Genomic DNA, 24,005 nt, shown 5'->3' on the forward strand with positions numbered 1-24,005 from the left:
AAAAGGACTGAGTCCAGTTCAATACCGAACTCAGTCTTTACCTAACTAATTTAAACTGTCCAATAAACTGGGGTCAGTTCAGGCTTCTGGGGTTTTTTTATGAAGGTATCAATGAAATGAAATTAATGGCTAGAGGAATAGAACTTAATTTATCAACACCTCAAGTTATGGGGATTTTGAATGTCACTCCAGACTCTTTCTCTGATGGTGGTACTCATAATTCACTTAATGATGCAGTTGACCATGCAGCAAAATTAATTGCCGAAGGGGCTTCTATCATTGATATTGGTGGTGAGTCTACCAGACCCGGCGCAAGTGATGTCTCTATTGATGAAGAGTTGCAGCGTGTTGTTCCTGTTGTTGAGGCTATTCGTCAGCGTTTTGATGTTTGGATCTCTGTTGATACATCCAAAGCTCAAGTCATTACTGAATCAGCAAATGTAGGTGCTTCAATTATCAATGATATTCGCTCTTTACACGAGCCGGGAGCACTTGAAGCTGCTGCTAAAACTGGTTTGCCAGTGTGTATTATGCATATGCAAGGCGACCCTAAAACCATGCAACAATCACCACATTATGAGAATGTGATGATGGATGTTGATCGTTTTTTACAAGAAAATATTCAACGCTGTGTTGATGCTGGGATCGAAAAAAATCAAATTATTCTTGATCCAGGATTCGGCTTTGGTAAAAATTTAGCGCATAATTACCAATTATTAGCACACTTAAGTGAACTTCATCACTTTGGTCTACCCATACTTGCCGGGATGTCACGCAAATCAATGGTTGGACAACTATTGAATGTACCGCCACAAGAGCGTGTTGCTGGTAGCGTGGCATGCGCCGTCATTGCAGCGATGCAAGGCGCACAAATTATTCGTGTACACGATGTTAAAGAGACTGTTGATGCGATGAAAGTCGTACAAGCAACTCTTTCTGCAAAGGAAAATAATGAATGAGCGAACGTAAATACTTTGGAACAGATGGTATCCGTGGAAAAGTAGGTGATAGTCCAATTACACCTGATTTTGTATTAAAACTGGGTTGGGCTGCGGGCAAAGTATTAGCACGTCACGGCTCTCGCAAAATCATTATTGGTAAAGATACACGTATCTCAGGCTATATGCTGGAATCAGCATTAGAAGCGGGTTTAGCCGCCGCAGGTTTATCAGCCTCATTTACAGGGCCAATGCCAACCCCTGCTGTTGCTTATTTAACGCGTACATTTCGCGCTGAAGCAGGGATCGTGATTTCAGCGTCTCATAACCCTTATTACGATAACGGGATCAAATTCTTCTCTATTGATGGTACAAAATTACCGGATGAAGTAGAAGAAGCTATTGAAGCTGAAATGGAAAAGCCAATTACCTGTGTTGAATCAGCAGAACTTGGTCGTGCAAATCGTATCGTGGATGCGGCAGGTCGTTATATTGAATTCTGTAAAGGGACTTTCCCAAATGAAAACAATCTTAATGGTCTAAAAGTGGTTGTCGATTGTGCTCATGGTGCAACCTACCATATTGCGCCAAACGTGTTTCGTGAATTAGGTGCTGAAGTGATCACTATTGGTTGTGAGCCAACCGGTATCAATATTAACGAAGAGTGTGGCGCAACAGATGTTCGTATGTTGCAAAAACGTGTATTAGAAGAAGGCGCTGATGTTGGTTTAGCTTTTGATGGTGACGGCGACCGTATCATCATGGTTGATCATCAAGGTCTAAAAGTTGATGGTGACCAAATTCTCTACATTATTGCGAGAGAAGCGTTACGCCAAGGCCAATTACGCGGTGGTGCAGTGGGTACTCTAATGAGCAATATGGGATTAGAGATTGCACTTAAACAGCTGGGTATTCCTTTTGTAAGAGCAAAAGTGGGTGACCGCTATGTGCTTGAAAAATTACAAGAGAAAGGCTGGCGCTTAGGGGCTGAAAACTCAGGCCACATTATTTTACTAGATAAAACGACGACAGGTGACGGTATTGTTGCAGGTTTACAAGTTTTAAGTGCAATGGTACGTAACCATATGAGTTTGCATGATCTCTGTAGTGGCATGAAACTATTACCACAAATTTTAGTGAATGTTCGCTTTACGGGTAGTCACGATCCGCTTCAAACACCAGAAGTTCAAAAAGTCGCTAAAGCAGTTGAAGAAGAACTGGCTGGTAAAGGTCGTGTTTTGCTGCGTAAATCAGGAACAGAACCTTTAATTCGAGTGATGGTTGAAGGTGAAAATGAAGAGCAAGTCACGGCGATGGCAAATCGTATTGCTGACGCTGTGAAGCACGTTGGTTAATTGATGATTTTTTCTTCAATCAATCACTTTGTAGAAAAATAACCTTGCTTGTCAGTTCAGCTTTGGTTAGTATTCACACCCGCTTAGTAAGGTCTTGAACTAAAGCGGGTGAAGCAATCGAAGGTTATCGTTAAGACGATAAGTTCCATAGAAAAGGTAACGCAAATGTATACGGCACTCATTGTTATTCTTATCATTGTAGCAACAGGGCTAGTTGGTCTGATCCTGTTACAGCAGGGTAAAGGTGCTGATATGGGCGCTTCTTTTGGTGCAGGTGCTTCCGGTACAGTATTTGGTTCGAGCGGTTCAGCTAACTTTATGACCCGTATGACCGCTGTTTTAGCGACAGCTTTTATTGTACTTGCCCTTATTTTAGGTAATCTAAGTGCCAATAAAACTGTGCGTGAAGACAGCAAATGGATGTCTATCGAGCAGACTACAGAAGAAGCTAAAAAAGCTGAGCAATTAGCAGCGCCTGTAGCGCCAGCAAATACAGATATTCCGCAGTAAACTAAGTAAAGATTTAAATGAGATTGTTAATTTTTACGCAGTAACAGTCTCATTAAGTGCCGAGGTGGTGAAATTGGTATACACGCTACCTTGAGGTGGTAGTGCCTATAAAACGGGCGTACGGGTTCAAGTCCCGTTCTCGGCACCATTATTCCAGATAGCTTGCGTTTTGCTTGTTATCAGCGTAAAATTTGCCACGTTTTTCGAACGCGGGGTGGAGCAGCTTGGTAGCTCGTCGGGCTCATAACCCGAAGGTCGTCGGTTCAAATCCGGCCCCCGCAACCACTTCTAACAATACAGCACTTTTCTCATTAATCATCTTGTTGAACCGATTATGATCCTGAGTGGAATGTGCCGTAAGAAGGGGTTATTCTCGAATGGCAAGTTACAGGGTCCAGTTGCATAAAGCCCCGAATTTCGGGGTTTTTTGTTATCAGAGAATAGAATACTGGGCTATAGGCCCTTTTTTTATGCCTTGGGGGTGGGTTTGTCCACATTAGAGCAAAAATTAACAGCGATGGTTTCAGCACCAGTAGAAGCATTAGGCTTTGAATTTGTCGGCCTTGAGTTTATTCGTGGCCGAGAATCAACATTGCGCATCTATATTGATAGTGAAGACGGTATCACTGTTGATGATTGTGCTGATGTTAGCCACCAGGTCAGTGCTGTGCTGGATGTTGAAGATCCAATTCAAACAGTTTATAACCTTGAGATTTCATCTCCTGGTTTAGAACGACCTTTATTCACTGCAACGCATTATGAGCAATTTATCGGCGAAGAAGCCGCTATCGTATTACGAATTGCAATGCAAAACCGCCGTAAATGGCAGGGCATTATTAAGTCTGTCGCTGGCGAAATGATCACGGTTACTGTGGATGGTAAAGACGAAGTGTTCGCACTGAGCAACATCCAGAAAGCTAACCTGGTACCCCACTTTTAAGTTTTGAAGAGGCAACTAGGATGAACAAAGAGATTCTGGCTGTTGTGGAAGCGGTCTCTAACGAAAAATCTCTTCCTCGTGAAAAGATTTTTGAAGCACTGGAAACCGCACTAGCGACAGCAACTAAGAAAAAATACGAGCAAGAAATTGACGTTCGCGTATGTATCGACCGTAAAACCGGTGACTTTGATACATTCCGTCGTTGGGTTGCTGTTGATGAAGTGACTCAACCAACTCGTGAAATTACACTTGAAGCTGCTCAATATGAAGATCCTAGTATTGAACTAGGTGGTTATATTGAAGATCAGATTGAATCTGTGACTTTCGACCGTATTACAACACAAACCGCTAAACAAGTTATCGTACAAAAAGTACGTGAAGCTGAAAGAGCAATGGTTGTTGATCAATTCCGCGAACAATTAGGCGAAATTATCACGGGTGTTGTGAAGAAAGTGAACCGTGAAAATATCACCTTAGACTTAGGTAATAACGCCGAAGCGGTTATTTTACGCGAAGATATGTTACCGCGTGAAAACTTCCGTCCAGGTGACCGTTTACGTGGTGTTTTATACGATGTACGTACAGAAACCCGTGGTGCACAACTTTTCGTGACACGCTCTCGCCCTGAAATGCTGGTTGAACTTTTCCGCATTGAAGTACCAGAAATTGGCGAAGAAATCATTGAAATTAAAGCTGCAGCGCGTGATCCTGGTTCTCGTGCCAAAATCGCAGTAAAAACTAACGACAAGCGTATTGACCCTGTGGGTGCTTGTGTTGGTATGCGTGGTGCACGTGTACAAGCCGTTTCCAGCGAATTGGGCGGCGAGCGAATTGATATTGTTCTGTGGGATGATAATCCTGCACAATTCGTCATTAATGCAATGGCTCCGGCAGATGTTGCTTCTATTGTTGTCGATGAAGACAAATGTACAATGGATGTTGCAGTTGAAAGCAGTAACCTTGCGCAGGCAATTGGCCGTAATGGTCAAAACGTTCGTCTGGCAGCACAGTTACTGAAAAAACATCGTGGTGATGACAAGTGGGAATTAAACGTCATGACTGCTGATGAACTGAATGCAAAACATCAGGCAGAAGCAAACGCAGCCATTGAAATATTTACTAAGCATCTCGACATTGATGAAGACTTCGCAACTGTTTTAGTTGAAGAAGGTTTCTCTACCCTTGAAGAGTTAGTTTATGTGCCAATCAGTGAACTGCTGGCTATTGACGGATTAGATGAAGATACCGTTGAAGCTCTACGTGAAAGAGCAAAAGCCGCACTTACAACAATTGAGTTGGCTCAAAAAGAAAGCCTAGGCGATAACCAGCCAGCCGAGGACTTATTAGCTCTCGAAGGATTGGAGCGCTCTTTAGCATTTGATCTAGCTGCCCGTGGTATCTGCACACTGGAAGATCTTGCCGAACAGGGTATCGACGACCTAACTGATATTGAAGGTTTAAATAGTGAGCGCGCAGGCGAACTCATTATGGCCGCACGTAATATCTGCTGGTTTGGGAATGATGCGTAACAACTGAGCAGGAAGGAACAGAATGACAGATGAAACAGTAAAATCACTGGCAGAAGAGATTCAGACACCGGTTGAACGTTTGGTACAGCAGTTTGCTGATGCCGGTATTAAGAAGACCGTCTCTGATTCTGTCTCCCAAAAAGAGAAAGAAACCTTACTGGCTTGGTTGAATCGTGATAAAGACGTATCAACCAACCAACCAGAAAAATTAACGTTACAACGCAAAGTGCGTAGTACGTTAAGTGTTCCTGGTACAGGTGGCAAAAGTAAATCAGTAGCCATCGAAGTCCGCAAAAAACGCACTTATGTGAACCGTGACGCCGTTGAAAAAGCGCAAGCGGATGAGCAAGCTCAGCGTGAAGCGGAAGAAAAGGCGCATCGCGAAGCCGAAGAAAAAGCCCAGCGCGAAGCACAAGAGAAAGCACAGCGCGAAGCTGAAGAAAAAGCAAAACGTGAAGCTGAAAAGGCAAAGAAAGACGCCGAAGAAAAAGCGAAACGTGAAGCTGAAGAAGCAAAACGTGAAGCAGCGGAATTAGCTAAGCGCGAAGCAGCGGAAAAAGATAAAGTGAAACAAAACGATAAACCAAAAGCTGATAAAGCAGCAGATCAGGAAAAAGCACGTCGCAATGCTGAACAGGCTGAACTGAAGCGTAAAACGGAAGAAACACAGCGCCGTAAAGCGGAAGAAGAAGCACGAGTAGCAGCAGAAAAAGCACGTCGTTTAGCTGAAGAAAATGCTGAAAAATGGACTGCTGAACCTAAAGCACCAGAAACTGAAGGCTCAGACTATCATGTAACAACATCACGTTATGCTCGTGATGCAGAAGATGAAAGTGATGCTGAGGTTGAAGGTGGCCGCGGTCGTGGTCGCAATGCTAAGGCTCCTCGTCCTAAGAAAAACAACCGCCATTCTGAAAAAGCAGATCGTGAAGAAGCACGCGCTGCTGGTCGTACTAACAAGAAAGGTAAACGTAAAGGTAGCTCATTACAGCAAGGCTTCAATAAGCCAGCGGCTGTTGTAAACCGTGATGTTATTATCGGTGAGACTATTTCTGTTGCCGAACTTGCTAACAAAATGGCAGTAAAAGGGTCTGAAGTTATTAAAACTATGATGAAAATGGGCGCTATGGCGACCATTAATCAGGTTTTAGACCAAGAAACTGCACAGCTTGTTGCTGAAGAAATGGGCCATAAAGTTATCTTACGTCGTGAAAACGAGTTAGAAGAACAAGTCATGAGCGATCGTGATACTGGCGAAGAAAGCGCAGTATCTCGTGCACCTGTTGTGACTATCATGGGTCACGTTGACCACGGTAAAACATCATTACTGGACTACATTCGTTCAACGAAAGTAGCATCAGGTGAAGCGGGTGGTATCACCCAGCATATCGGTGCTTACCACGTTAAAACTGACAAAGGTGAAATCACCTTCCTAGATACTCCAGGTCACGCCGCATTTACTTCAATGCGTGCTCGTGGTGCTCAGGTAACGGATATCGTTGTTCTGGTCGTTGCAGCAGATGATGGTGTAATGCCACAAACAATCGAAGCAATCCAGCACGCAAAAGCAGCAAACGTACCTGTTGTTGTTGCAGTGAACAAAATTGATAAACACGAAGCTGATCCAGATCGCGTTAAAACTGAACTGTCTCAATATGGCATTCTGCCAGAAGAGTGGGGCGGCGAAACTCAGTTTATGCATGTATCTGCAAAACAAGGTCTAGGTATTGACGAACTGCTGGATGCGATTCTTTTACAAGCGGAAGTTCTTGAACTGAAAGCGGTTAAAGAAGGTATGGCAAGCGGTGTTGTTATCGAATCTTATCTCGATAAAGGCCGTGGTCCAGTTGCAACTATTCTTGTCCGTGAAGGTACACTGAATAAAGGTGATATCGTTCTGTGTGGTTTCGAATACGGTCGTATTCGTGCAATGCGTAACGAATTAGGTCAAGAAGTTCAATCTGCTGGCCCATCAATGCCTGTTGAGATTTTAGGTCTGTCTAACGTTCCTTCTGCGGGTGATGAAGCAACGGTTGTTCGTGACGAGAAAAAAGCGCGTGAAGTTGCATTATACCGTCAAGGTAAATTCCGCGATGTTAAACTGGCTCGTCAGCAGAAATCTAAACTGGAAAACATGTTTGCTAACATGGAAGAAGGTAAAACTTCTGAACTGAACATCGTTCTGAAAACAGACGTTCAAGGTACTTGTGAAGCGATTACTGATGCATTAGTTAAACTGTCTACTGATGAAGTTAAACTGAAAATTATCGGTTCAGGCGTAGGTGGTATCACCGAAACTGACGCAACATTAGCTGCAGCTTCTAACGCAATCATTCTTGGCTTCAACGTTCGTGCTGATGCATCTGCTCGCCGTATCATTGAACAAGAAAGCGTTGATTTACGTTACTACTCCGTTATCTATAGCCTAATTGATGAAATCAAATTGGCAATGAGCGGTATGTTGGCACCTGAATATAAACAAGAAATCATGGGTCTTGCAGAAGTCCGTGATGTGTTTAAATCACCTAAATTTGGCGCAATTGCGGGCTGTATGGTGGTTGAAGGTAACATCAAACGTAATAACCCAATTCGTGTTCTACGTGATAACGTGGTTATCTATGAAGGCGAACTTGAGTCACTGCGTCGCTTTAAAGATGACGTCAATGAAGTACGTAACGGCATGGAATGTGGTATCGGTGTGAAAAACTACAACGATGTCCGTGTTGGCGATATGATTGAAGTCTTCCAAGTTATCGAAATCAAACGTTCTATTGATTAATTTAGTCCGTTTTGTTTTAAAAGGGAGCTCAAGGGCTCCCTTCTTATTCCTTTCTTTGCTGTATTCTCCTTTTATTTCCTCTCCATTTTTCAACATAACCGAAATAGATTGTCTTTCAGTAATTTATGAAAGTGAAATAACAGGGTAAAATAGCACCAAAGAAACATTTTATTTCTAAAGAAAGAAATCAGAGAAAGCGGTTGTTAAATACCACTTCATGTATACTCTTTAGATATCATTGATTTTAGATTTGAATTAACAATGACAATCAGGGCGATACCCTATTGTCAGGGAGAGAGAAAATGGCAAGAGATTTTAGCCGTAGTCAGCGTGTTTCTCAGGAAATGCAAAAAGAAATCGCCATCATTTTACAACGCGAAGTCAAAGATCCTCGTATTGGAATGGCGACGGTTTCTGGTGTTGAAATTTCTCGTGACTTGGCTTATGCCAAAGTATTCGTCACCTTTTTAAACTTATCAGGTGGTGAAAAAAGCGAAGAAGAGATGGTTGCAGATGGTTTAACTGCACTTAATGAAGCCGCTGGTTTTATTCGTTCTTTATTAGGCAAAGCGATGCGTTTACGTATTGTACCTGAACTGACATTTGCTTATGACAACTCATTAGTTGAAGGTATGCGTATGTCTAACTTAGTTTCTAATGTCGTTAAAAGCGATGAAGAGCGTCGTCATAAAGAGGACAAATAATGGGGCGTCGTCGTAAGGGGCGTGAGATTAACGGCGTATTGCTACTCGATAAACCCCAAGATATTTCCTCTAACGATGCACTCCAAAAAGTCCGCCGTATGTTTAATGCCAGTAAGGCTGGGCATACAGGGGCATTGGATCCTTTAGCAACAGGTATGCTCCCTATTTGTTTAGGGGAAGCAACGAAATTTTCACAGTTTCTATTGGATTCTGATAAGCGTTATCGCGTTATTGCACGTTTAGGGCAACGAACAGATACCTCTGATGCACATGGCGAGGTGATTCAAGAGCGCCCTGTACAATTTACACAGCAAGCTTTAGATGATGCCTTGGATAGTTTTCGTGGCGAAACATTGCAAGTCCCTTCAATGTACTCCGCTTTAAAGCATCAAGGTAAACCGCTTTACGAATACGCTCGTCAAGGCATTGAAGTTGAGCGTGAAGCAAGACCCATCACGGTTTATGAACTCCAGTTTATTCGCTGGGAAGGTGATGAGTTAGAGCTGGAAATTCATTGTTCTAAAGGTACTTACATTCGAACAATTATTGATGATCTTGGTGAGAAATTACAATGTGGTGCTCACGTTATTTTCTTACGTCGATTAGAAGTCGCAGATTATCCTAAAGAGCGAATGGTAACGTTAGAGCAATTAAGAGCGATGATAGAGAATGCACAAACTGCGCAAGAAGATCCTTTCTTGGCGCTTGATGCACTGTTATTGCCTATGGATACCGCTGTTGCACATTTTCCTGTTGTGAATTTGACCACGATTATTGCGGGTTATCTCAAGCTGGGACAGCCTGTTCGTGTTAATCATGACATCAATGAAGGCGAATGGGTAAGAGTAACTGAAGGCGATGAAAAAAAATTCATTGGCCTTGCTATCATTAAAGATGGCTTAGTTGCTCCGAAAAGAGTGGTTGTAGACTATAGCACACAAGATAACACTTAATAGCAATCTTGCGCTAAAAGTGTTTGAAGCGTAGAATAATGCGGCTATCTGTTTAGGTGGCTGAGTTGGATAGCTGAATTAGAGATTGGCTATCTGAAAATTTTACTTAATTTGGAGTTTATTATGTCTCTAAGTACTGAAGCGAAAGCACAAATCGTTGCTGAATTTGGTCGTGATGCTAACGATACTGGCTCAAGCGAAGTTCAGATTGCACTGCTGACTGCAGAAATCAACCACCTGCAAGGTCACTTTTCAGAGCACAAAAAAGATCACCACAGCCGTCGTGGTCTGCTGCGTAAAGTTTCCAGCCGTCGTAATCTGCTGGACTACCTGAAACGTAAAGATGTTGCTCGTTACTCTGCACTGATTGAACGTTTAGGTCTGCGTCGCTAATCAAGTGAGTTTCAGAGGAAAGGGGCCTGTTGGCCCCTTTTCTGCTAGAAAGTGCTATTTTTAATATTAGTCGTTATGTTTTAATGTGGTGATTGTTATTTAGTCTCTCTAGTTACGACAATTCGCGCGGCTAATGAAAGTGTTTATCATCAAATGGTTAATATTTTCATTAGTCGCGAGGGGACGTAGCGGAGAAAAGATCATTCATCGTCGCTAAACATCTGGCGACAATAAGATAAAGGATATTATTTTGCTGAATCCTACAGTTCGTAAATTTCAATACGGTCAACATACTGTTTCATTAGAAACCGGCATGATGGCTCGTCAAGCAACAGCTGCTGTTATGGTTGACATGGACGGCACTGCTGTTTTTGTTACTGTTGTTGCAAAGAAAAAAGTTAAAGCTGGACAAGATTTCTTCCCATTAACTGTTAACTACCAAGAGCGTTCATACGCTGCTGGTCGTATCCCAGGTAGCTTCTTCCGTCGTGAAGGTCGTCCTGGTGAAGGCGAAACGTTAATTGCGCGTTTAATTGACCGCCCTTTACGTCCATTATTTCCAGAAGGTTTCTTAAACGAAATTCAAATCGTTGCTACCGTTGTTTCAGTTAACCCACAAGTTAACCCAGATATCGTTGCAATGATTGGTGCTTCTGCGGTATTAGCGCTGTCAGGTGTTCCATTCAATGGCCCTATCGGTGGTGCTCGTGTTGGTTTTATCGATGGACAATATGTTCTAAACCCAACCGTTGATGAGCTGAAAGTTAGTAAATTAGACTTAGTGGTTGCAGGTACTGCAGGCGCGGTACTGATGGTAGAATCAGAAGCTGATTTATTATCAGAAGAAGAAATGTTAGGTGCGGTGGTATTTGGTCATGATCAACAACAAGTTGTGATCGAAAACATCAATGCATTAGTTGCAGAAGTGGGTAAAGAGAAATGGGATTGGGCGCCAGAAGCTATCAACCAAACTTTACATGACCGTATTGCACAATTAGCACAAGCTCGTATTGGTGATGCTTACCGTATCACTGAAAAACAAGAGCGTTATGAACAAATCGAAGCTATCCGTGATGAAGTTATCGCAACGTTAGTCGCTGAAGATGAAACTTTAGATGAAGCTGAAATCAGTGAAATCTTCTCAGGTCTTGAGAAAAACATCGTTCGTGCTCGCGTATTAGCTGGCGAACCACGTATTGATGGCCGTGAAAAAGACATGGTACGTGCATTAGACATTCGTACGGGTTTATTACCTCGTACTCACGGTTCAGCACTGTTTACTCGTGGTGAAACTCAGGCTCTGGTAACGGCAACATTAGGTACTGCACGTGATGCTCAGACTATTGATGACATCATGGGTGAGCACACTGATACGTTCTTACTGCACTATAACTTCCCTCCATACTCTGTTGGTGAAACAGGCATGATGGGTTCACCAAAACGTCGCGAAATCGGTCATGGCCGTTTAGCAAAACGTGGTGTGTTAGCAGTAATGCCAACTATTGAAGAATTCCCATATACCGTTCGTGTGGTTTCTGAAATCACTGAATCAAATGGCTCATCTTCAATGGCATCTGTTTGTGGTGCTTCTTTAGCACTGATGGATGCAGGTGTACCAATTAAAGAATCTGTTGCAGGTATTGCAATGGGTCTAGTGAAAGAAGGCGACAACTTTGTTGTTCTTTCCGATATTCTGGGTGATGAAGACCATTTAGGCGATATGGACTTTAAAGTTGCGGGTAGCCGTAACGGTGTCAGCGCATTGCAGATGGATATCAAAATCGAAGGTATCACTCGCGAAATCATGCAAGTTGCATTAAACCAAGCGAAAAGCGCACGCCTACACATTTTAGGCGTAATGGAAGATGCAATTAGCCAGCCTCGTGCTGATATTTCTGAATTTGCACCGCGCATTCACACTATCAAAATTAATCCAGACAAGATCAAAGACGTTATCGGTAAAGGTGGTTCAGTTATCCGTGCATTAACGGAAGAAACAGGCACAACTATCGAAATCGAAGATGATGGTACGGTGAAGATTGCTGCAACAAGTGGCGATCAAGCAAAACAAGCTATTGCTCGTATCGAAGAAATTACGGCTGAAGTTGAAGTGGGTCGTATTTACAACGGTAAAGTAACTCGTATCGTAGATTTCGGTGCATTCGTTGCTATCGGTGGCGGCAAAGAAGGTCTAGTTCATATTTCTCAAATTGCAGACAAACGCGTTGAGAAAGTGAGCGACTACTTGGAAATGGGTCAAGAAGTTCCAGTTAAAGTACTGGAAATTGACCGTCAAGGCCGTATTCGCTTAAGCATGAAAGAAGCTCAAGCTAATCAGCAGGAAGCAACAGAAACTTCTTCTGAAGATTCTGCGAATTAATGATATTCTACTACCGATATCTGGACATAGGTATCGGTAGAGACTTATTATGATTGACAAGTAGGACGTCTAGAACGCTTTTTGTTGAAAGGTCTGACTTTGGGAGTGAGAAATGAAAACATTTCTGCGCAGTTGTTCTATTGCTGTTTTCATCTTTATTTCCGGATGCAGCACTAGTCCAGAGTGGCGTCAGAATGCGATTTTTGCCACACCATTGCAGCCTTCTTTACAACAAGAAGTGATATTGGCTCGTATAGAACAAATCCTAGCGAGCCGTTCATTAACTGAAGATGAATACGCACAGCTTTTATATGAGCGTGGTGTGCTGTATGATAGTCTCGGTTTACGAGCTTTAGCGCGTAATGATTTTTCAATGGCGCTATCAATACGACCAGATATGCTAGAAATTTTTAATTTTCTAGGTATCTATTTTACGCAGGCAGCGAATTACGATGCTGCTTATGAAGCGTTTGATTCTGTTTTAGAGCTTGATCCAACTTACAATAATGCGCGTTTTAATCGTGGTATCGCTTCGTACTACGGTGGCCGATTGAAATTGGCGCAGGATGATCTGCAGGCGTTTTATCAGGTCGATCCAAATGATCCCATTCGTTCGCTTTGGTTATATCTTATCGAAAAAGAGATAAACACTGATTTGGCTAAACAACAGCTAAAACAGCGATACCAGCAAGCGAATAAAACGGGGCAATGGGGATGGAATATAGTTGAGTTTTATTTAGGCGACATTAATGAGAAAACATTAATGTTGAAACTAAATGAGGCTTCAACCGATAACACTTCGCTCGCTGAGCATCTTAGTGAAACTAACTTCTATTTAGGTAAGTATTACCTAAGTCTGGGGGACATGGATAGCGCAGAAGCGTTATTCAAGCTGACGGTAGCCAACAACGCACATAACTTTGTTGAGCACCGCTACGCATTGTTGGAATTAGCACTGTTAGGCCAACAAGAAGACCTAGCGGAATCGGACCAGCAATAGCTGACGAACATTTCTCTGATCAGTTTGAAAGCCATCATCTACATAGGATGAGGGCTTGTTTGTTCGTTTAATAATATAATTTGAGCCAGTTCACATTTTAGATGATAAAGACCGACAAACCATGCGGTATGTTATGTCAACTGGCTGCCATAATGAATGAGGCACAGTGACATGACTACTGAAACCGATATGACTTTTGCTGATCTAGGTTTATCAGCACCTATTTTGACTGCACTGAATGACTTAGGCTACGAGAAGCCTTCTCCAATTCAGCAACAATGTATTCCTTTCCTTTTAAACGGCAATGATGTTTTAGGTATGGCGCAGACAGGTAGTGGTAAAACTGCCGCATTTAGCCTGCCATTATTACACAATCTTGACGAGTCATTAAAAGCACCACAAATTTTAGTTTTAGCACCTACTCGTGAGCTTGCGGTTCAGGTTGCTGAAGCCATTGAAGATTTCTCTAAGCATTTACCAAAAGTAAATGTTGTTGCACTGTATGGTGGTCAGCGTTATGACGTTCAATTACGTGCGTTACGCCAAGGACCACAAGTTGTTGTGGGTACACCAGGTCGCTTATTAGACCACTTAAACCGTGGCACATTAGATTTATCTAAACTGAAAGGTTTAGTGTTAGATGAAGCTGATGAAATGTTACGTATGGGCTTTATTGAAGATGTTGAAAACATCCTGAGTAAAATCCCAGCAGAACACCAAACTGCGCTGTTCTCTGCAACAATGCCAGAAGCAATTCGTCGTATTACACGTCGTTTTATGAATGATCCTAAAGAAGTTCGCATTCAAAGCAGCGTGACAACTCGTCCAGATATCAGCCAAAGCTATTGGATGACTTTTGGCGCGCGTAAAAATGAAGCATTAATTCGTTTCTTAGAAGCTGAAGATTTTGATGCGGCAATTATTTTCGTTCGTACTAAAAACGCAACATTAGAAGTTGCTGAAGCTTTAGAGCGTAATGGTTATAACAGTGCGGCGTTAAATGGTGATATGAACCAATCGCTACGTGAGCAAACATTAGAGCGTTTAAAAAATGGTCGTTTAGACATTTTAATCGCGACTGACGTTGCTGCTCGTGGTCTTGACGTTGACCGTATCAGCCTTGTTGTGAACTATGATATCCCAATGGATTCAGAATCTTATGTTCACCGTATTGGTCGTACAGGTCGTGCAGGTCGTGCGGGTCGTGCAATTTTATTCGTTGATAACCGTGAACGTCGTTTACTGCGCAATATCGAACGCACAATGAAGATGACTATTCCTGAAGTAGAACTGCCAAATGCAGAACTGATCAGCCAACGTCGTCAGGAAAAATTTGCACAGCAAATCGCGCAACAATTAGAAACTAGCAACCTTGACCAGTACCGTGCTCTATTACCTAAATTAGCGCCACAAGGTGAAGAAGCACTGGATATGGAAACACTGGCTGCGGTATTACTGAAAATGGCTCAAGGTGAGCGTGCGCTTATCCTGCCACCGGATCCAGTTCGTCGCCCTCGTCGTGAATTTAACGATCGTGACGATCGTCGTGGTGATGATCGCCGCCGCGGTGACAACGATCGCGAGCGTTCTCCTCGTCGTGAACGTCGTGATGCTGGCGAAATGGATTTATACCGTATCGAAGTGGGTCGTGATGATGGTGTTGAAGTTCGTCATATCGTTGGTGCAATTGCTAACGAAGGGGATATCAGCAGCCGTTACATTGGTAATATCAAACTGTATGGTTCTCACTCAACCATCGAATTACCAAAAGGTATGCCAACAGATTTATTAAGCCATTTCACACGTACGCGTATTATGAACAAACCACTGAATATGCAATTAGTGGGTGATGCTCAATCTCAGCCTTTCCGTGAGCGTCGTAATAACAGCCGTCGTGATGGTCAACCACAAGGTGGTCGTCGTTTTAATAATGGTGATCAACCACAACGTCGTGGTAATAACGACCGTGGTGGCGAGCGCGGTAACTTCCGTGGTCGTAACAACGAAGGCACACCACGCCGCCGTAGCAGCTCTCATAACCAATAAGAGTGGGTAATTAACTTAATTTTAAATTGAGTTGATGACAAAAAACAAAACCAGTCAATGCAAATTGGCTGGTTTTTTTTGTATATAAAGTAGAGATAAATAGTTACTCCGTTGGGTGCATTTTATTGGCATATTCAAGGAGTGCATTATTGCTTCTGCGGATGCATATAGATGCATCTATCCCACTTCTTTTACATTCTTTTAATTTTTCTTTTAATTCTAGAGAAAATAAAATGTAATCCCACTGTTTTATATATTCCTGATATTCTTTACTACCATTTTCAGCAGTCCATTTTGCATATTCTTTAGCTTTGTTTAAATCTTGAGGAACACCTCTTTCACCATGTAAATAGATAGAAAAAAGATCCTCACAAGCAATAATCACTCGATTTCCTTTTATTTGGCATGCTTTATCATAGTGTTTAATTGCTTTGCTGATATCTTTTTCAACACCATAACCATTTTCAAAAACAACAGCTTGATAGAATAGAGCTGCTCCATGATTAGGTTCTAATATTAATGTTTTGTTTAAAAAATGGCGTGATAACTCACATTGATTTTTATCTCTTTCATGAGTGATTTTATATTTTAAATTAGTGCATCCAATAAAGAAAATTGAAGCAATGAGATAGCTATCATTAGCATTGTTATTTTTTTTTGCTTTTTCAATAAGAGAAAAAACAAGTTTTTTATTTTCAGGATAAGGGGCAATAAAAGGTAATTGAGGATTATACCGTAACTCTACTTTATTATATCCGGAAATTAACATTTTATCTGTGACAATGGGATATTCATCTCCAATTGAAGAGCTACTAATAATTAATAAACTAAAAAATAACTTATTAAATATTTTCATTCTATTGTCCCAATAGATTTGGTGTCGCTAAAATTGTATTTTCAATTGGATTGATAAATTGATTTATTGGGATTGATTCACTATGATGAGAAGAAAAACAAGCCATCTCATTGATAATATTGTTTATTAATTGTTGAAAGCTTTTGCTATTATCAGTGTCAGTTTTTTGATGTAATAAAACATCAGTAATCAATGTTCTATTACCAGTATTCCAGTTTACAAAGGATTCTAACTGATGGAAATTATTATTTGAATCATAGAAATGGCTTTTAGTTGTATTAAGTTCTATATAATTAATACCAATGCTATTTAGCGAATAGAGTTCATTTTTTTGTGTTATTCCATCTGAATTTTTATCTTGCCATATTTTTAATTCAGACCAAAGAATATCATCTTTATCTATTAATTTATTCATATTACTATCTAAGGATGAAAGTGCTAAAAATCCATCTTGGGCTTTAGTATTATTTGGTAATAAACTTCTATTACCAAATAATTCTTCTCCACTATTTATAATACCATCATCATTTTTATCCCAAACTAAAAAGCCATCATCAGGATGGATCCAGCCTGTTTGAATAGGCGTTTTATTACCATCAAAGTCAAACGTTATATTTAAATTGCTAGAAAGTGTTTGTATACCATTACCATTTAAATCGATAGCTAATGGTGTTCTATAATTATCTGCTGCATGTTTTAGATTCTCATAAAGATCGTCAGGCTGAAATGCAATATAAATGTTTTTGAATCCAGATATATCCAAAACATGTTGAACGAATTGACCACAATTATTAAAAAGAAGATTATATTTTGGTGGAAGCTTTTCACCTGTTTTATATGTATGTAATAGTGTGAACAGTTTTTCAAAATTTTTAGCAAAGGGCCAATTATATGATCTAATTGATAGGGTGGATGCATCTGGATAACGAAGGTGATCATTAAATGAAAAATTATCCTCACTTGTCTTCATATTGTCACTAGGGCTAAAACCGATGGTTATAACTTCTCTTTCTTCGGTAACAGGATTCCAACCTCTAATACCAATAAATGTATGCCCAAAAGTTGAAGTTTGGTCTGTTTCTCCATATTCATCGTGGATTTTACTACCTGATGGGGCAACGAATATTGTTACTTCAGGATGCCCATATTTACTATAATAAAAGTTTCCGTTATATTCACCGTAGATATTCATATCTTCTACTTTATGAATTGAATAGTGCTTTTTCTCTTTCATAATGACCTCTTATCCCTAAGGTTTATATTAAAAAATGAATTTATTATTAAGCTAAAATTAAACTTTTAATTTGTCTACTTATGGTTTTTATTAGAATAATTAATTTTTTGTTTATTTTTTATTTAATTAATATTTAATGGTTAAGTTAGTAGTCATTGTTTTTGATTTATGGTTTTTAATTAAAGATTATATGTAAATGTTTTAATTTTTATTAATTAACTCAATCACCTCTGCACCCATAAGCGATGTGAGTTCTGCACTAATCACATTGAGTGCAATGTGAAGGGCTTTAATGGCAGGGGGAGAATTACGAATATCAAAGTGGTTTGTATAAGCTTTAATAGTTATACCTTAAATAAATAGGCTCCATCCCATTTCTCCTTTAATAAATGCTTAGCTTAAACCAATCGCTTCTTTTAATGGCTTTAAATAACGACGACTAACAGGAATTTGGCTGTTATTGTGTAATATCAATTCAGCTTGCCCATTATCACCAAAAATAATCTCATTAACATAATCCATATTGACTAAATATTGGCGATGGCAACGGACTAATTGTGTCCGCGTTTCTAATGTGCGTAATGTTAATTCTGTAAAGCCTTCTTGCCCCTGATTATTGGTTACATAAACACCACTGAGCCTTGATGTTGCAAATACTGCTTCATCAATTGGCATTAACCAAATACGGCTATGACCGGTGCAGGGAATACACTTTAAACGCTCTTCTGGCGGCGTTAAGAGATCAATATTTTGTTTATTACCTTGGCGTAAACGGTTTAATGTTTTTGTTAGGCGCTCTTGCTCTAACGGTTTGAGTAAATAATCAAAGGCGTGCTCTTCAAAGGCTTGGATCGCATATTCTTCAAATGCGGTCAAAAAGACAATATAAGGGCGATGTTCAGGATCCAGCATTGTGACCATTTCAAGACCAGTAATGCGAGGCATTTGAATATCAAGAAAAACAACATCAGGCTTTTTTCGATGTATTTCCCCTATGGCTTCAATCGCATTACTGCATTCACCAACAATATGAATATCCTTTTCAACTTCAAGTAAACAACGCAAGTTTTCACGAGCCAACGGCTCATCATCAACGATTAATATATTCATTGTTATGTAACATTATCCATGCTTTTTTCTAGAGGTAAGCAAATTTTTACCTTTGTATATTCATCAGCTTGGCATTCCACTAAAACACCATAAAGCTCGCCATAGCGTAATTTCAATCGCTTATCCACCAGCCTCATTCCTAACCCTAATTCATGAGAAGGGCATTGAGGTTGATAAAGCCCCGCATTATCACAGATTTCAATAATGATTAAATGGTGCTCTTGGTGTGCCCTAATTGTAATCTTTCCTGTGTCTAATAACTGTGACGTTCCATGTTTAATTGCATTCTCGACCATAGGTTGAAGCGAAAAAGCCGGTAAGCGTGCATTCGCTAAGCTTTCAGGAATTTGAATATCGATGTGTAAACGTTCCTGAAAACGAGCTTTTTCGATTTGTAGATAGGCGTTTACATGTTCGATTTCGTCACTTAATGTCACCACAGCTTCTGGTCTTTTTAAATTCTTACGAAAGAATGCTGAGAGAAATTGCACGAGTTGATTGGCTTGCTCGCTATCACGGCGAATAACCGCTTGTAATGTATTTAGTGCATTAAAAAGAAAGTGAGGATTAACTTGAGCATGTAAGAGTTTAATCTCTGATTCTAAAAGAGATTGCTTATTTCGCTCATATTGCCCTGCCAGAATTTGTGCAGATAATAGGCTTGCGATCCCTTCACCTAAGGTGCGATTAATAGAACTAAATAGGCGATTTTTAGCCTCATAAAGTTTGATTGTGCCAATGACTTGATTATTTTCACCTCTTAGTGGAATAACTAAAGCTGAGCCAAGTTTGCAATGAGGTGAAAGAGTGCAACGATAGGGCGTTTCATTACCATCAGCATAGACAACTTCATTGTTATTGATGGCTTGCTTGGATTGATCTGATGAAATAGGCGTACCCGGTAAATGGTGATCAGCGCCAATACCAATAAAAGCGAGAAGTTTTTCTCTATCTGTAATCGCAACAGCACTGACTCTTAGTTCTTGATAAATGACTTTTGCCACCCGAGTGCTATTATCTTGATTAAACCCTTTACGCAAAATACCTTCGGTACAAACGGCAATTTTTAATGCTTGAGTTGAGAATGCGCTGGTATATTTTTCAAATATTGCCCGTCTATCTTGTAATATTCGAATAAACATCGCAGCACCAACAGTATTTGCTACAATCATTGGGGCGGCAATATCTTTAACTAAAGCAAGTGCTTCATTAAACGGACGTGCCAATAATAAGATGATGCTCATCTGTATTATTTCAGCAAAGAAGGTCACCGCGGCGGCTGTCCACGGGTTAAATATTCGATGCATTTGCCCGTGTTTTACATAATAACGGTGAACTAATCCGCCAATTAATCCTTCTACAACGGTAGACACCATACAGCTAAATGCAGTCATGCCACCGAGTGAATAGCGGTGTAAGCCTCCGGTAAAACCGACAAGAAAGCCGACGTAAGGGCCTCCTAGTAATCCGCCTAAGACAGAGCCAATAGCCCGCGTATTAGCAATAGAATCATTAATATGTAGCCCAAAATAGGTACCCATAATGCAGAAAATAGAGAATATAACGTAGCACATCAATTTATGTGGTAGTTTTATCGTGACCTGTAAAAGTGGCGTAAATAGAGGTGTTTTGCTTAAAAACCAAGCAATAATTAAATAAACGCACATTTGCTGTAATAACAGCAAAATAAGATCAAATTCATACATAAGTATTGAGTACCGTTCTCTTTTCTATCTGATAAATATAAAAAATTCAGATAAAACGGGTGATGTTAATTAGGTGATAAAGTTTGATATAAGAATAACTTAATCGCACTATCAAAGAAAATATTCCTTCGCATCAGTGATCTGGCGCACAAAATTCTTAAAGAAACTCTGAGTTATTGTGTAATATAACTCTGTCAGTGAGTGTTCTATTTCACTATTAAGGTCTAATCGTTATATGAAAAAAAGAGCTATTTATCTTATTTTATTAATGCTAATACTAATTGCATTAGCCGTACTTTTCCGCGCGCATAATCAATATTTATTATTGCAAGGAGAAGTCGATGCTCCAGAAGTGATTGTTGCCTCTAAAGCCAAAGGTCGTGTTATTGAACGCCATATAGAGCGAGGTGATGATGTCAAAAAAGGGCAATTGATGATCACATTAGAAAGCCCTGAACTCAATGCGCAAGTTGCTGCACTTGAGGCTGCTAAAGCACAAGCTCAAGCTCAATTAGATTTATCATTACATGGCACAAGAGAAGAGAGCATTCGTAATCTAGAAGCGGTGTTATCTCAAGCCAAAGTAGAAGCGGCAAATGCGACAAGAGATTATCAGCGTATCAGCGCAGTGGCTAACCAAGGTTATGTATCAGCGGCAGAACTGGATAATGCACGCCGTAGCCGTGATGTGGCATCACAACGTGTCAGAGGCGCGCAAGCAGAATTGGATGAAGCCAAAAATGGCGATCGCATTGAATTACGCCAGAAATATACAGCAGCAGTACAACAGGCAGAACAACAACTTATTGAGCTGAAAATCCAACAAAACGATCTACAAGTTAAAGCCCCCGTGGATGGAGAAGTGGGTCCGATCCCTGCGGAAATAGGTGAACTTTTTAATGCCAATAGCCCGCTTGCTACCCTTATTCGTATTCCTGATGCCTATTTTGTTTATAACCTTCGTGAAGACATCTTAGCGGATATTCGCAAAGGTGATCGCATTACGATCACCGTTCCTGCATTAGGTAATAAAGAAGTAGAAGCTGAAATTCGCTATATCGCTCCAATGGGGGACTATGCAACAAAAAGAGCGACAAGAGCAACGGGTGATTTCGATTTAAAAACGTTTGAGATCCGATTGTATCCTGTGACGCCAATTGAAGGACTTCGTCCTGGCATGAGTGCATTATGGCGTTGGGATAAATAAGGACAAACAATGAGAATAAAGGCAGCTTGGCGTGGCTTTAGTAGCGCATTTTCACGAGAAACTCATATGGCAGTTCGTAGCCCCGTTTTTCACTGGCTAAGCTGGCTATTTCCATTGATTTTATTCACGTTAATTAGTGCTAACTTTTCTGAAGGGACATTGCTGAATTTGCCCGTTTCAGTGATTAATAACGATAATAGCCCATTATCGAGAACACTAATCAGAGACTTAAATGCGGGCTCTCATGCGCAATTAAATACGTTAGATGGCAATCCTCGCACAGCAATGGAACGACTTGGTAGCGCAAAAGATTATGCGATATTGACTATTCCTCGACACTTTGAAAGTAAGGTATTAGCAGGAAAGCAACCCACCACACGGATGTATTACAACGGATTGTATTATGCGGCGGGGAGTTATGCGATTCAGGACTTTAGCGGACTCATTGCAGAGCTTAATGCGCAATATCGCACTGTTTTAGCACAAGAGATGAATAAACCCGTTCCACCATTGGCAAAAGTCACGCTCTCTTATGACAGTTTGTTTAATGCCAGCGGGAGTTATATTTATTACCAGCAATTTGCCGCTACGATCCATATGCTCCAGCTATTTGTCGTGACCTGTACGATTTATTCGTTATCGCGCGGTAATATGCTATTGAATATTAAGCCCTTCACTTTTGCACTTATTGGTAAGCTTACACCTTACACACTGTTTTTCTTAACCTTATTAATTGTTGAATTAGCGGCATTAGTGCATTTTTCGGGGGCGAAGGTGAACGGTAATCCGCTATATATGGTGTTAGTGGGATTCTTCTATATTATTGCAGCTCAAAGTGTAGGATTGTTGCTCTTTGCGTTTACCAATAGTGCGATAACGGCATACAGTATGATAGGTATGTTGGTGAGTATTGCATTGGCATTTTCAGGTATGGCTGTACCTGAACTTTCGATGATTTTACCTGCACAGATTATTTCTAATTTAGAGCCATTAACTCACGCCTTAAATGCGATGTTTGATATTTTCTTAAGAGAAGTCTCACTGCAAGGTATTTTATATGTTTGTTCACTCTTGCTGATTTATCCTTTTGCTATCGCTTTCTTAATTCGTAAACGTATTTTTAAACGATTGGAATTACAGGTAGGTGTTGCATGATGCAAATGTATTTCCAAACCTTTAAGCGTGTTCTATTGGGAATGTTAGAAAAACCCATGTGGATGCTACTTATCGTTTCTCTATGTATTATGAGTTTGGTGTATGCCAAGCCTGTACTGTGGGATTTGCCGGTGGCAGTGATTAATCAAGATCATAGCCCAGCAAGTTATTCACTTATTCGGGCATTAAACTCGACACCTAAATTAAGCATTAAGAACTACGATAATTTAGATGAAGCTCGTCACGATATGATTATGCGAGAGCTTTTTGCCATCATTATTATTCCAACTGATTTTGAGAAGAAATTACTCAATGGTAAAGATGTCACCGTGCCGGTCTTTGGTGATGCCACAAACCGCCTTGCCAGCGGGCAAATTCAGCAGGAATTGATGTTGGCTTATCAACAGTTATTAGATACTTACAATGGGCGCATTTTACAAAATGCGGGCTTTAGTGTTGAACAATCAAAAATTCTATTAAAGCCTATTCAGGGTGAAACTATTGCGATGTATAACCCTGGTGTAAGTTTTGCTGCGATTATTTTCCCTGGATTATTAGTGATGTTATTGCAACATTCCCTTTTAATTGCCTGTGTGCGTGTCAGTATTGCAGTGAGAAGTACGCCAAAAGGAAAGCCACCATTAGCGGTTTATTTAGGCGCATTATCGGCACTTATTCCGATTTGGTTATTTTTATCCGCGGTATTCTTTGCATTATGGCCATGGGTATTGGGATATCGACAAGAGGCGCCACTTTACCAAATTTGGATGCTGACATTCCCATTCTTATTGGCAGTCTTAGGTCTGGGCAAGTTAATTACAGAATGCTTACGCAGTGTTGAGATGATTTATTTGACACTGGCATTTGTCACAACACCCGTGTTTTATATTTCTGGCACGATTTGGCCATTACAAGCGATGCCTGACTGGGTATTTGCTATTTCATCCGCATTACCTTCTACATGGGCAGTAAACGCCATGGCGGGGATTAATCAAATGGGACTGTCATTCCAAAGTATACTGGGTGATATCGTGATGATGCTGGTTTTAGGCGTGATTTATACTGTATTGGGCGTGCTGGTGGGTATGTTACGCAATGGTGAGTTAAGACATATTACACACCAATTTAAGCATTGGTTACACCGTCGTGGTGAGTCAAAATAGGCTATATGATAAAATCATCAACAAATAAATATCTAACTTAAAATTAT

The 24,005-nt window shown here is 40.6% G+C and carries 19 protein-coding genes and 2 tRNA genes; 17 read left to right on the forward strand and 4 right to left on the reverse strand.

Annotated features, from left to right (window positions below; translation table 11 throughout):
- Positions 1-116: 116 nt before the first annotated feature.
- From folP to B6258_RS02825, 14 genes are all read left to right on the forward strand, one after another.
- A complete protein-coding gene (folP, locus tag B6258_RS02760; RefSeq protein ID WP_099073995.1) occupies positions 117-959 on the forward strand; it encodes a dihydropteroate synthase in 843 nt (280 codons plus the stop codon).
- Positions 956-2,293 (forward strand): phosphoglucosamine mutase, encoded by a 1,338-nt coding sequence (glmM, locus tag B6258_RS02765; protein WP_023583574.1) that lies wholly within the window; start codon positions 956-958, stop codon positions 2,291-2,293. Before folP ends, glmM begins: the two co-directional genes overlap by 4 nt.
- Positions 2,294-2,458: 165 nt before the next feature.
- Complete coding sequence (gene secG, locus B6258_RS02770) at positions 2,459-2,803, forward strand: preprotein translocase subunit SecG (RefSeq protein ID WP_036914692.1); 345 nt, start codon at positions 2,459-2,461, stop codon at positions 2,801-2,803.
- 58 nt (positions 2,804-2,861) lie between these two features.
- Positions 2,862-2,951 (forward strand) — tRNA-Leu (locus B6258_RS02775).
- A gap of 60 nt (positions 2,952-3,011) precedes the next feature.
- Positions 3,012-3,088, forward strand: a tRNA-Met gene (locus B6258_RS02780).
- A 202-nt stretch (positions 3,089-3,290) separates the two neighbouring features.
- Positions 3,291-3,743, forward strand: a complete 453-nt coding sequence (gene rimP, locus B6258_RS02785) for a ribosome maturation factor RimP (RefSeq protein ID WP_036914691.1) — start codon at positions 3,291-3,293, stop codon at positions 3,741-3,743.
- A gap of 20 nt (positions 3,744-3,763) precedes the next feature.
- Positions 3,764-5,272 carry a transcription termination factor NusA gene (gene nusA, locus B6258_RS02790; protein ID WP_006535691.1) on the forward strand — a complete coding sequence of 503 codons (1,509 nt, stop codon included), beginning with the start codon at positions 3,764-3,766 and terminating at the stop codon, positions 5,270-5,272.
- 22 nt (positions 5,273-5,294) lie between these two features.
- Positions 5,295-8,051, forward strand: coding sequence for a translation initiation factor IF-2 (gene infB, locus B6258_RS02795; protein ID WP_099073996.1), 2,757 nt, complete (start codon positions 5,295-5,297; stop codon positions 8,049-8,051).
- Positions 8,052-8,353: 302 nt separating this feature from the next.
- Positions 8,354-8,755 (forward strand): 30S ribosome-binding factor RbfA, encoded by a 402-nt coding sequence (gene rbfA, locus B6258_RS02800; protein WP_099073997.1) that lies wholly within the window; start codon positions 8,354-8,356, stop codon positions 8,753-8,755.
- Positions 8,755-9,708, forward strand: a complete 954-nt coding sequence (gene truB / locus B6258_RS02805; RefSeq protein WP_099073998.1) for a tRNA pseudouridine(55) synthase TruB — start codon at positions 8,755-8,757, stop codon at positions 9,706-9,708. Before rbfA ends, truB begins: the two co-directional genes overlap by 1 nt.
- 123 nt (positions 9,709-9,831) lie before the next feature.
- Positions 9,832-10,101 (forward strand): 30S ribosomal protein S15, encoded by a 270-nt coding sequence (gene rpsO, locus B6258_RS02810; RefSeq protein ID WP_023583571.1) that lies wholly within the window; start codon positions 9,832-9,834, stop codon positions 10,099-10,101.
- Positions 10,102-10,351: 250 nt separating this feature from the next.
- Positions 10,352-12,481 carry a polyribonucleotide nucleotidyltransferase gene (gene pnp / locus B6258_RS02815; protein ID WP_098941351.1) on the forward strand — a complete coding sequence of 710 codons (2,130 nt, stop codon included), beginning with the start codon at positions 10,352-10,354 and terminating at the stop codon, positions 12,479-12,481.
- Between the two features lie 112 nt (positions 12,482-12,593).
- Positions 12,594-13,481 carry a lipoprotein NlpI gene (gene nlpI / locus B6258_RS02820; protein ID WP_099073999.1) on the forward strand — a complete coding sequence of 296 codons (888 nt, stop codon included), beginning with the start codon at positions 12,594-12,596 and terminating at the stop codon, positions 13,479-13,481.
- A 171-nt stretch (positions 13,482-13,652) separates the two neighbouring features.
- Positions 13,653-15,527, forward strand: coding sequence for a DEAD/DEAH family ATP-dependent RNA helicase (locus B6258_RS02825; RefSeq protein WP_099074000.1), 1,875 nt, complete (start codon positions 13,653-13,655; stop codon positions 15,525-15,527).
- A gap of 103 nt (positions 15,528-15,630) precedes the next feature.
- On the opposite strand, the gene B6258_RS02830 is transcribed toward B6258_RS02825, so the two are convergent.
- The 4 genes from B6258_RS02830 to B6258_RS02845 form a co-directional block, all read right to left on the reverse strand.
- Positions 15,631-16,383, reverse strand: coding sequence for a tetratricopeptide repeat protein (locus B6258_RS02830; RefSeq protein ID WP_099074001.1), 753 nt, complete (start codon positions 16,381-16,383; stop codon positions 15,631-15,633).
- A gap of 1 nt (position 16,384) precedes the next feature.
- Positions 16,385-17,617, reverse strand: coding sequence for a hypothetical protein (locus B6258_RS18225; protein ID WP_240531509.1), 1,233 nt, complete (start codon positions 17,615-17,617; stop codon positions 16,385-16,387).
- Positions 17,618-18,010: 393 nt separating this feature from the next.
- Positions 18,011-18,727: a two-component system response regulator BtsR gene (gene btsR, locus B6258_RS02840; protein ID WP_023583566.1), complete on the reverse strand. Its 717-nt coding sequence runs from the start codon at positions 18,725-18,727 to the stop codon at positions 18,011-18,013.
- A gap of 2 nt (positions 18,728-18,729) precedes the next feature.
- The gene (locus tag B6258_RS02845; protein WP_099074002.1) at positions 18,730-20,433 is read right to left on the reverse strand and encodes a sensor histidine kinase; all 1,704 of its coding nucleotides are present in this window, start codon (positions 20,431-20,433) and stop codon (positions 18,730-18,732) included.
- 235 nt (positions 20,434-20,668) lie between these two features.
- Between B6258_RS02845 and B6258_RS02850 the strand changes: the two genes are divergently transcribed.
- Genes B6258_RS02850 through B6258_RS02860 form a run of 3 tightly spaced genes read left to right on the forward strand, consistent with a single transcriptional unit; the run spans position 20,669 to position 23,958 of the window.
- Complete coding sequence (locus B6258_RS02850) at positions 20,669-21,640, forward strand: HlyD family secretion protein (RefSeq protein WP_099074003.1); 972 nt, start codon at positions 20,669-20,671, stop codon at positions 21,638-21,640.
- 9 nt (positions 21,641-21,649) lie between these two features.
- The gene (locus B6258_RS02855; protein ID WP_099074004.1) at positions 21,650-22,795 is read left to right on the forward strand and encodes an ABC transporter permease; all 1,146 of its coding nucleotides are present in this window, start codon (positions 21,650-21,652) and stop codon (positions 22,793-22,795) included.
- Positions 22,795-23,958 (forward strand): ABC transporter permease, encoded by a 1,164-nt coding sequence (locus B6258_RS02860; protein ID WP_099074005.1) that lies wholly within the window; start codon positions 22,795-22,797, stop codon positions 23,956-23,958. The genes B6258_RS02855 and B6258_RS02860 overlap by 1 nt, the downstream gene beginning before the upstream one ends.
- Positions 23,959-24,005 lie beyond the last annotated feature (47 nt).

Origin of the sequence: Proteus alimentorum, assembly GCF_002607735.1 — a bacterium.
Taxonomy (GTDB): domain Bacteria; phylum Pseudomonadota; class Gammaproteobacteria; order Enterobacterales; family Enterobacteriaceae; genus Proteus; species Proteus alimentorum.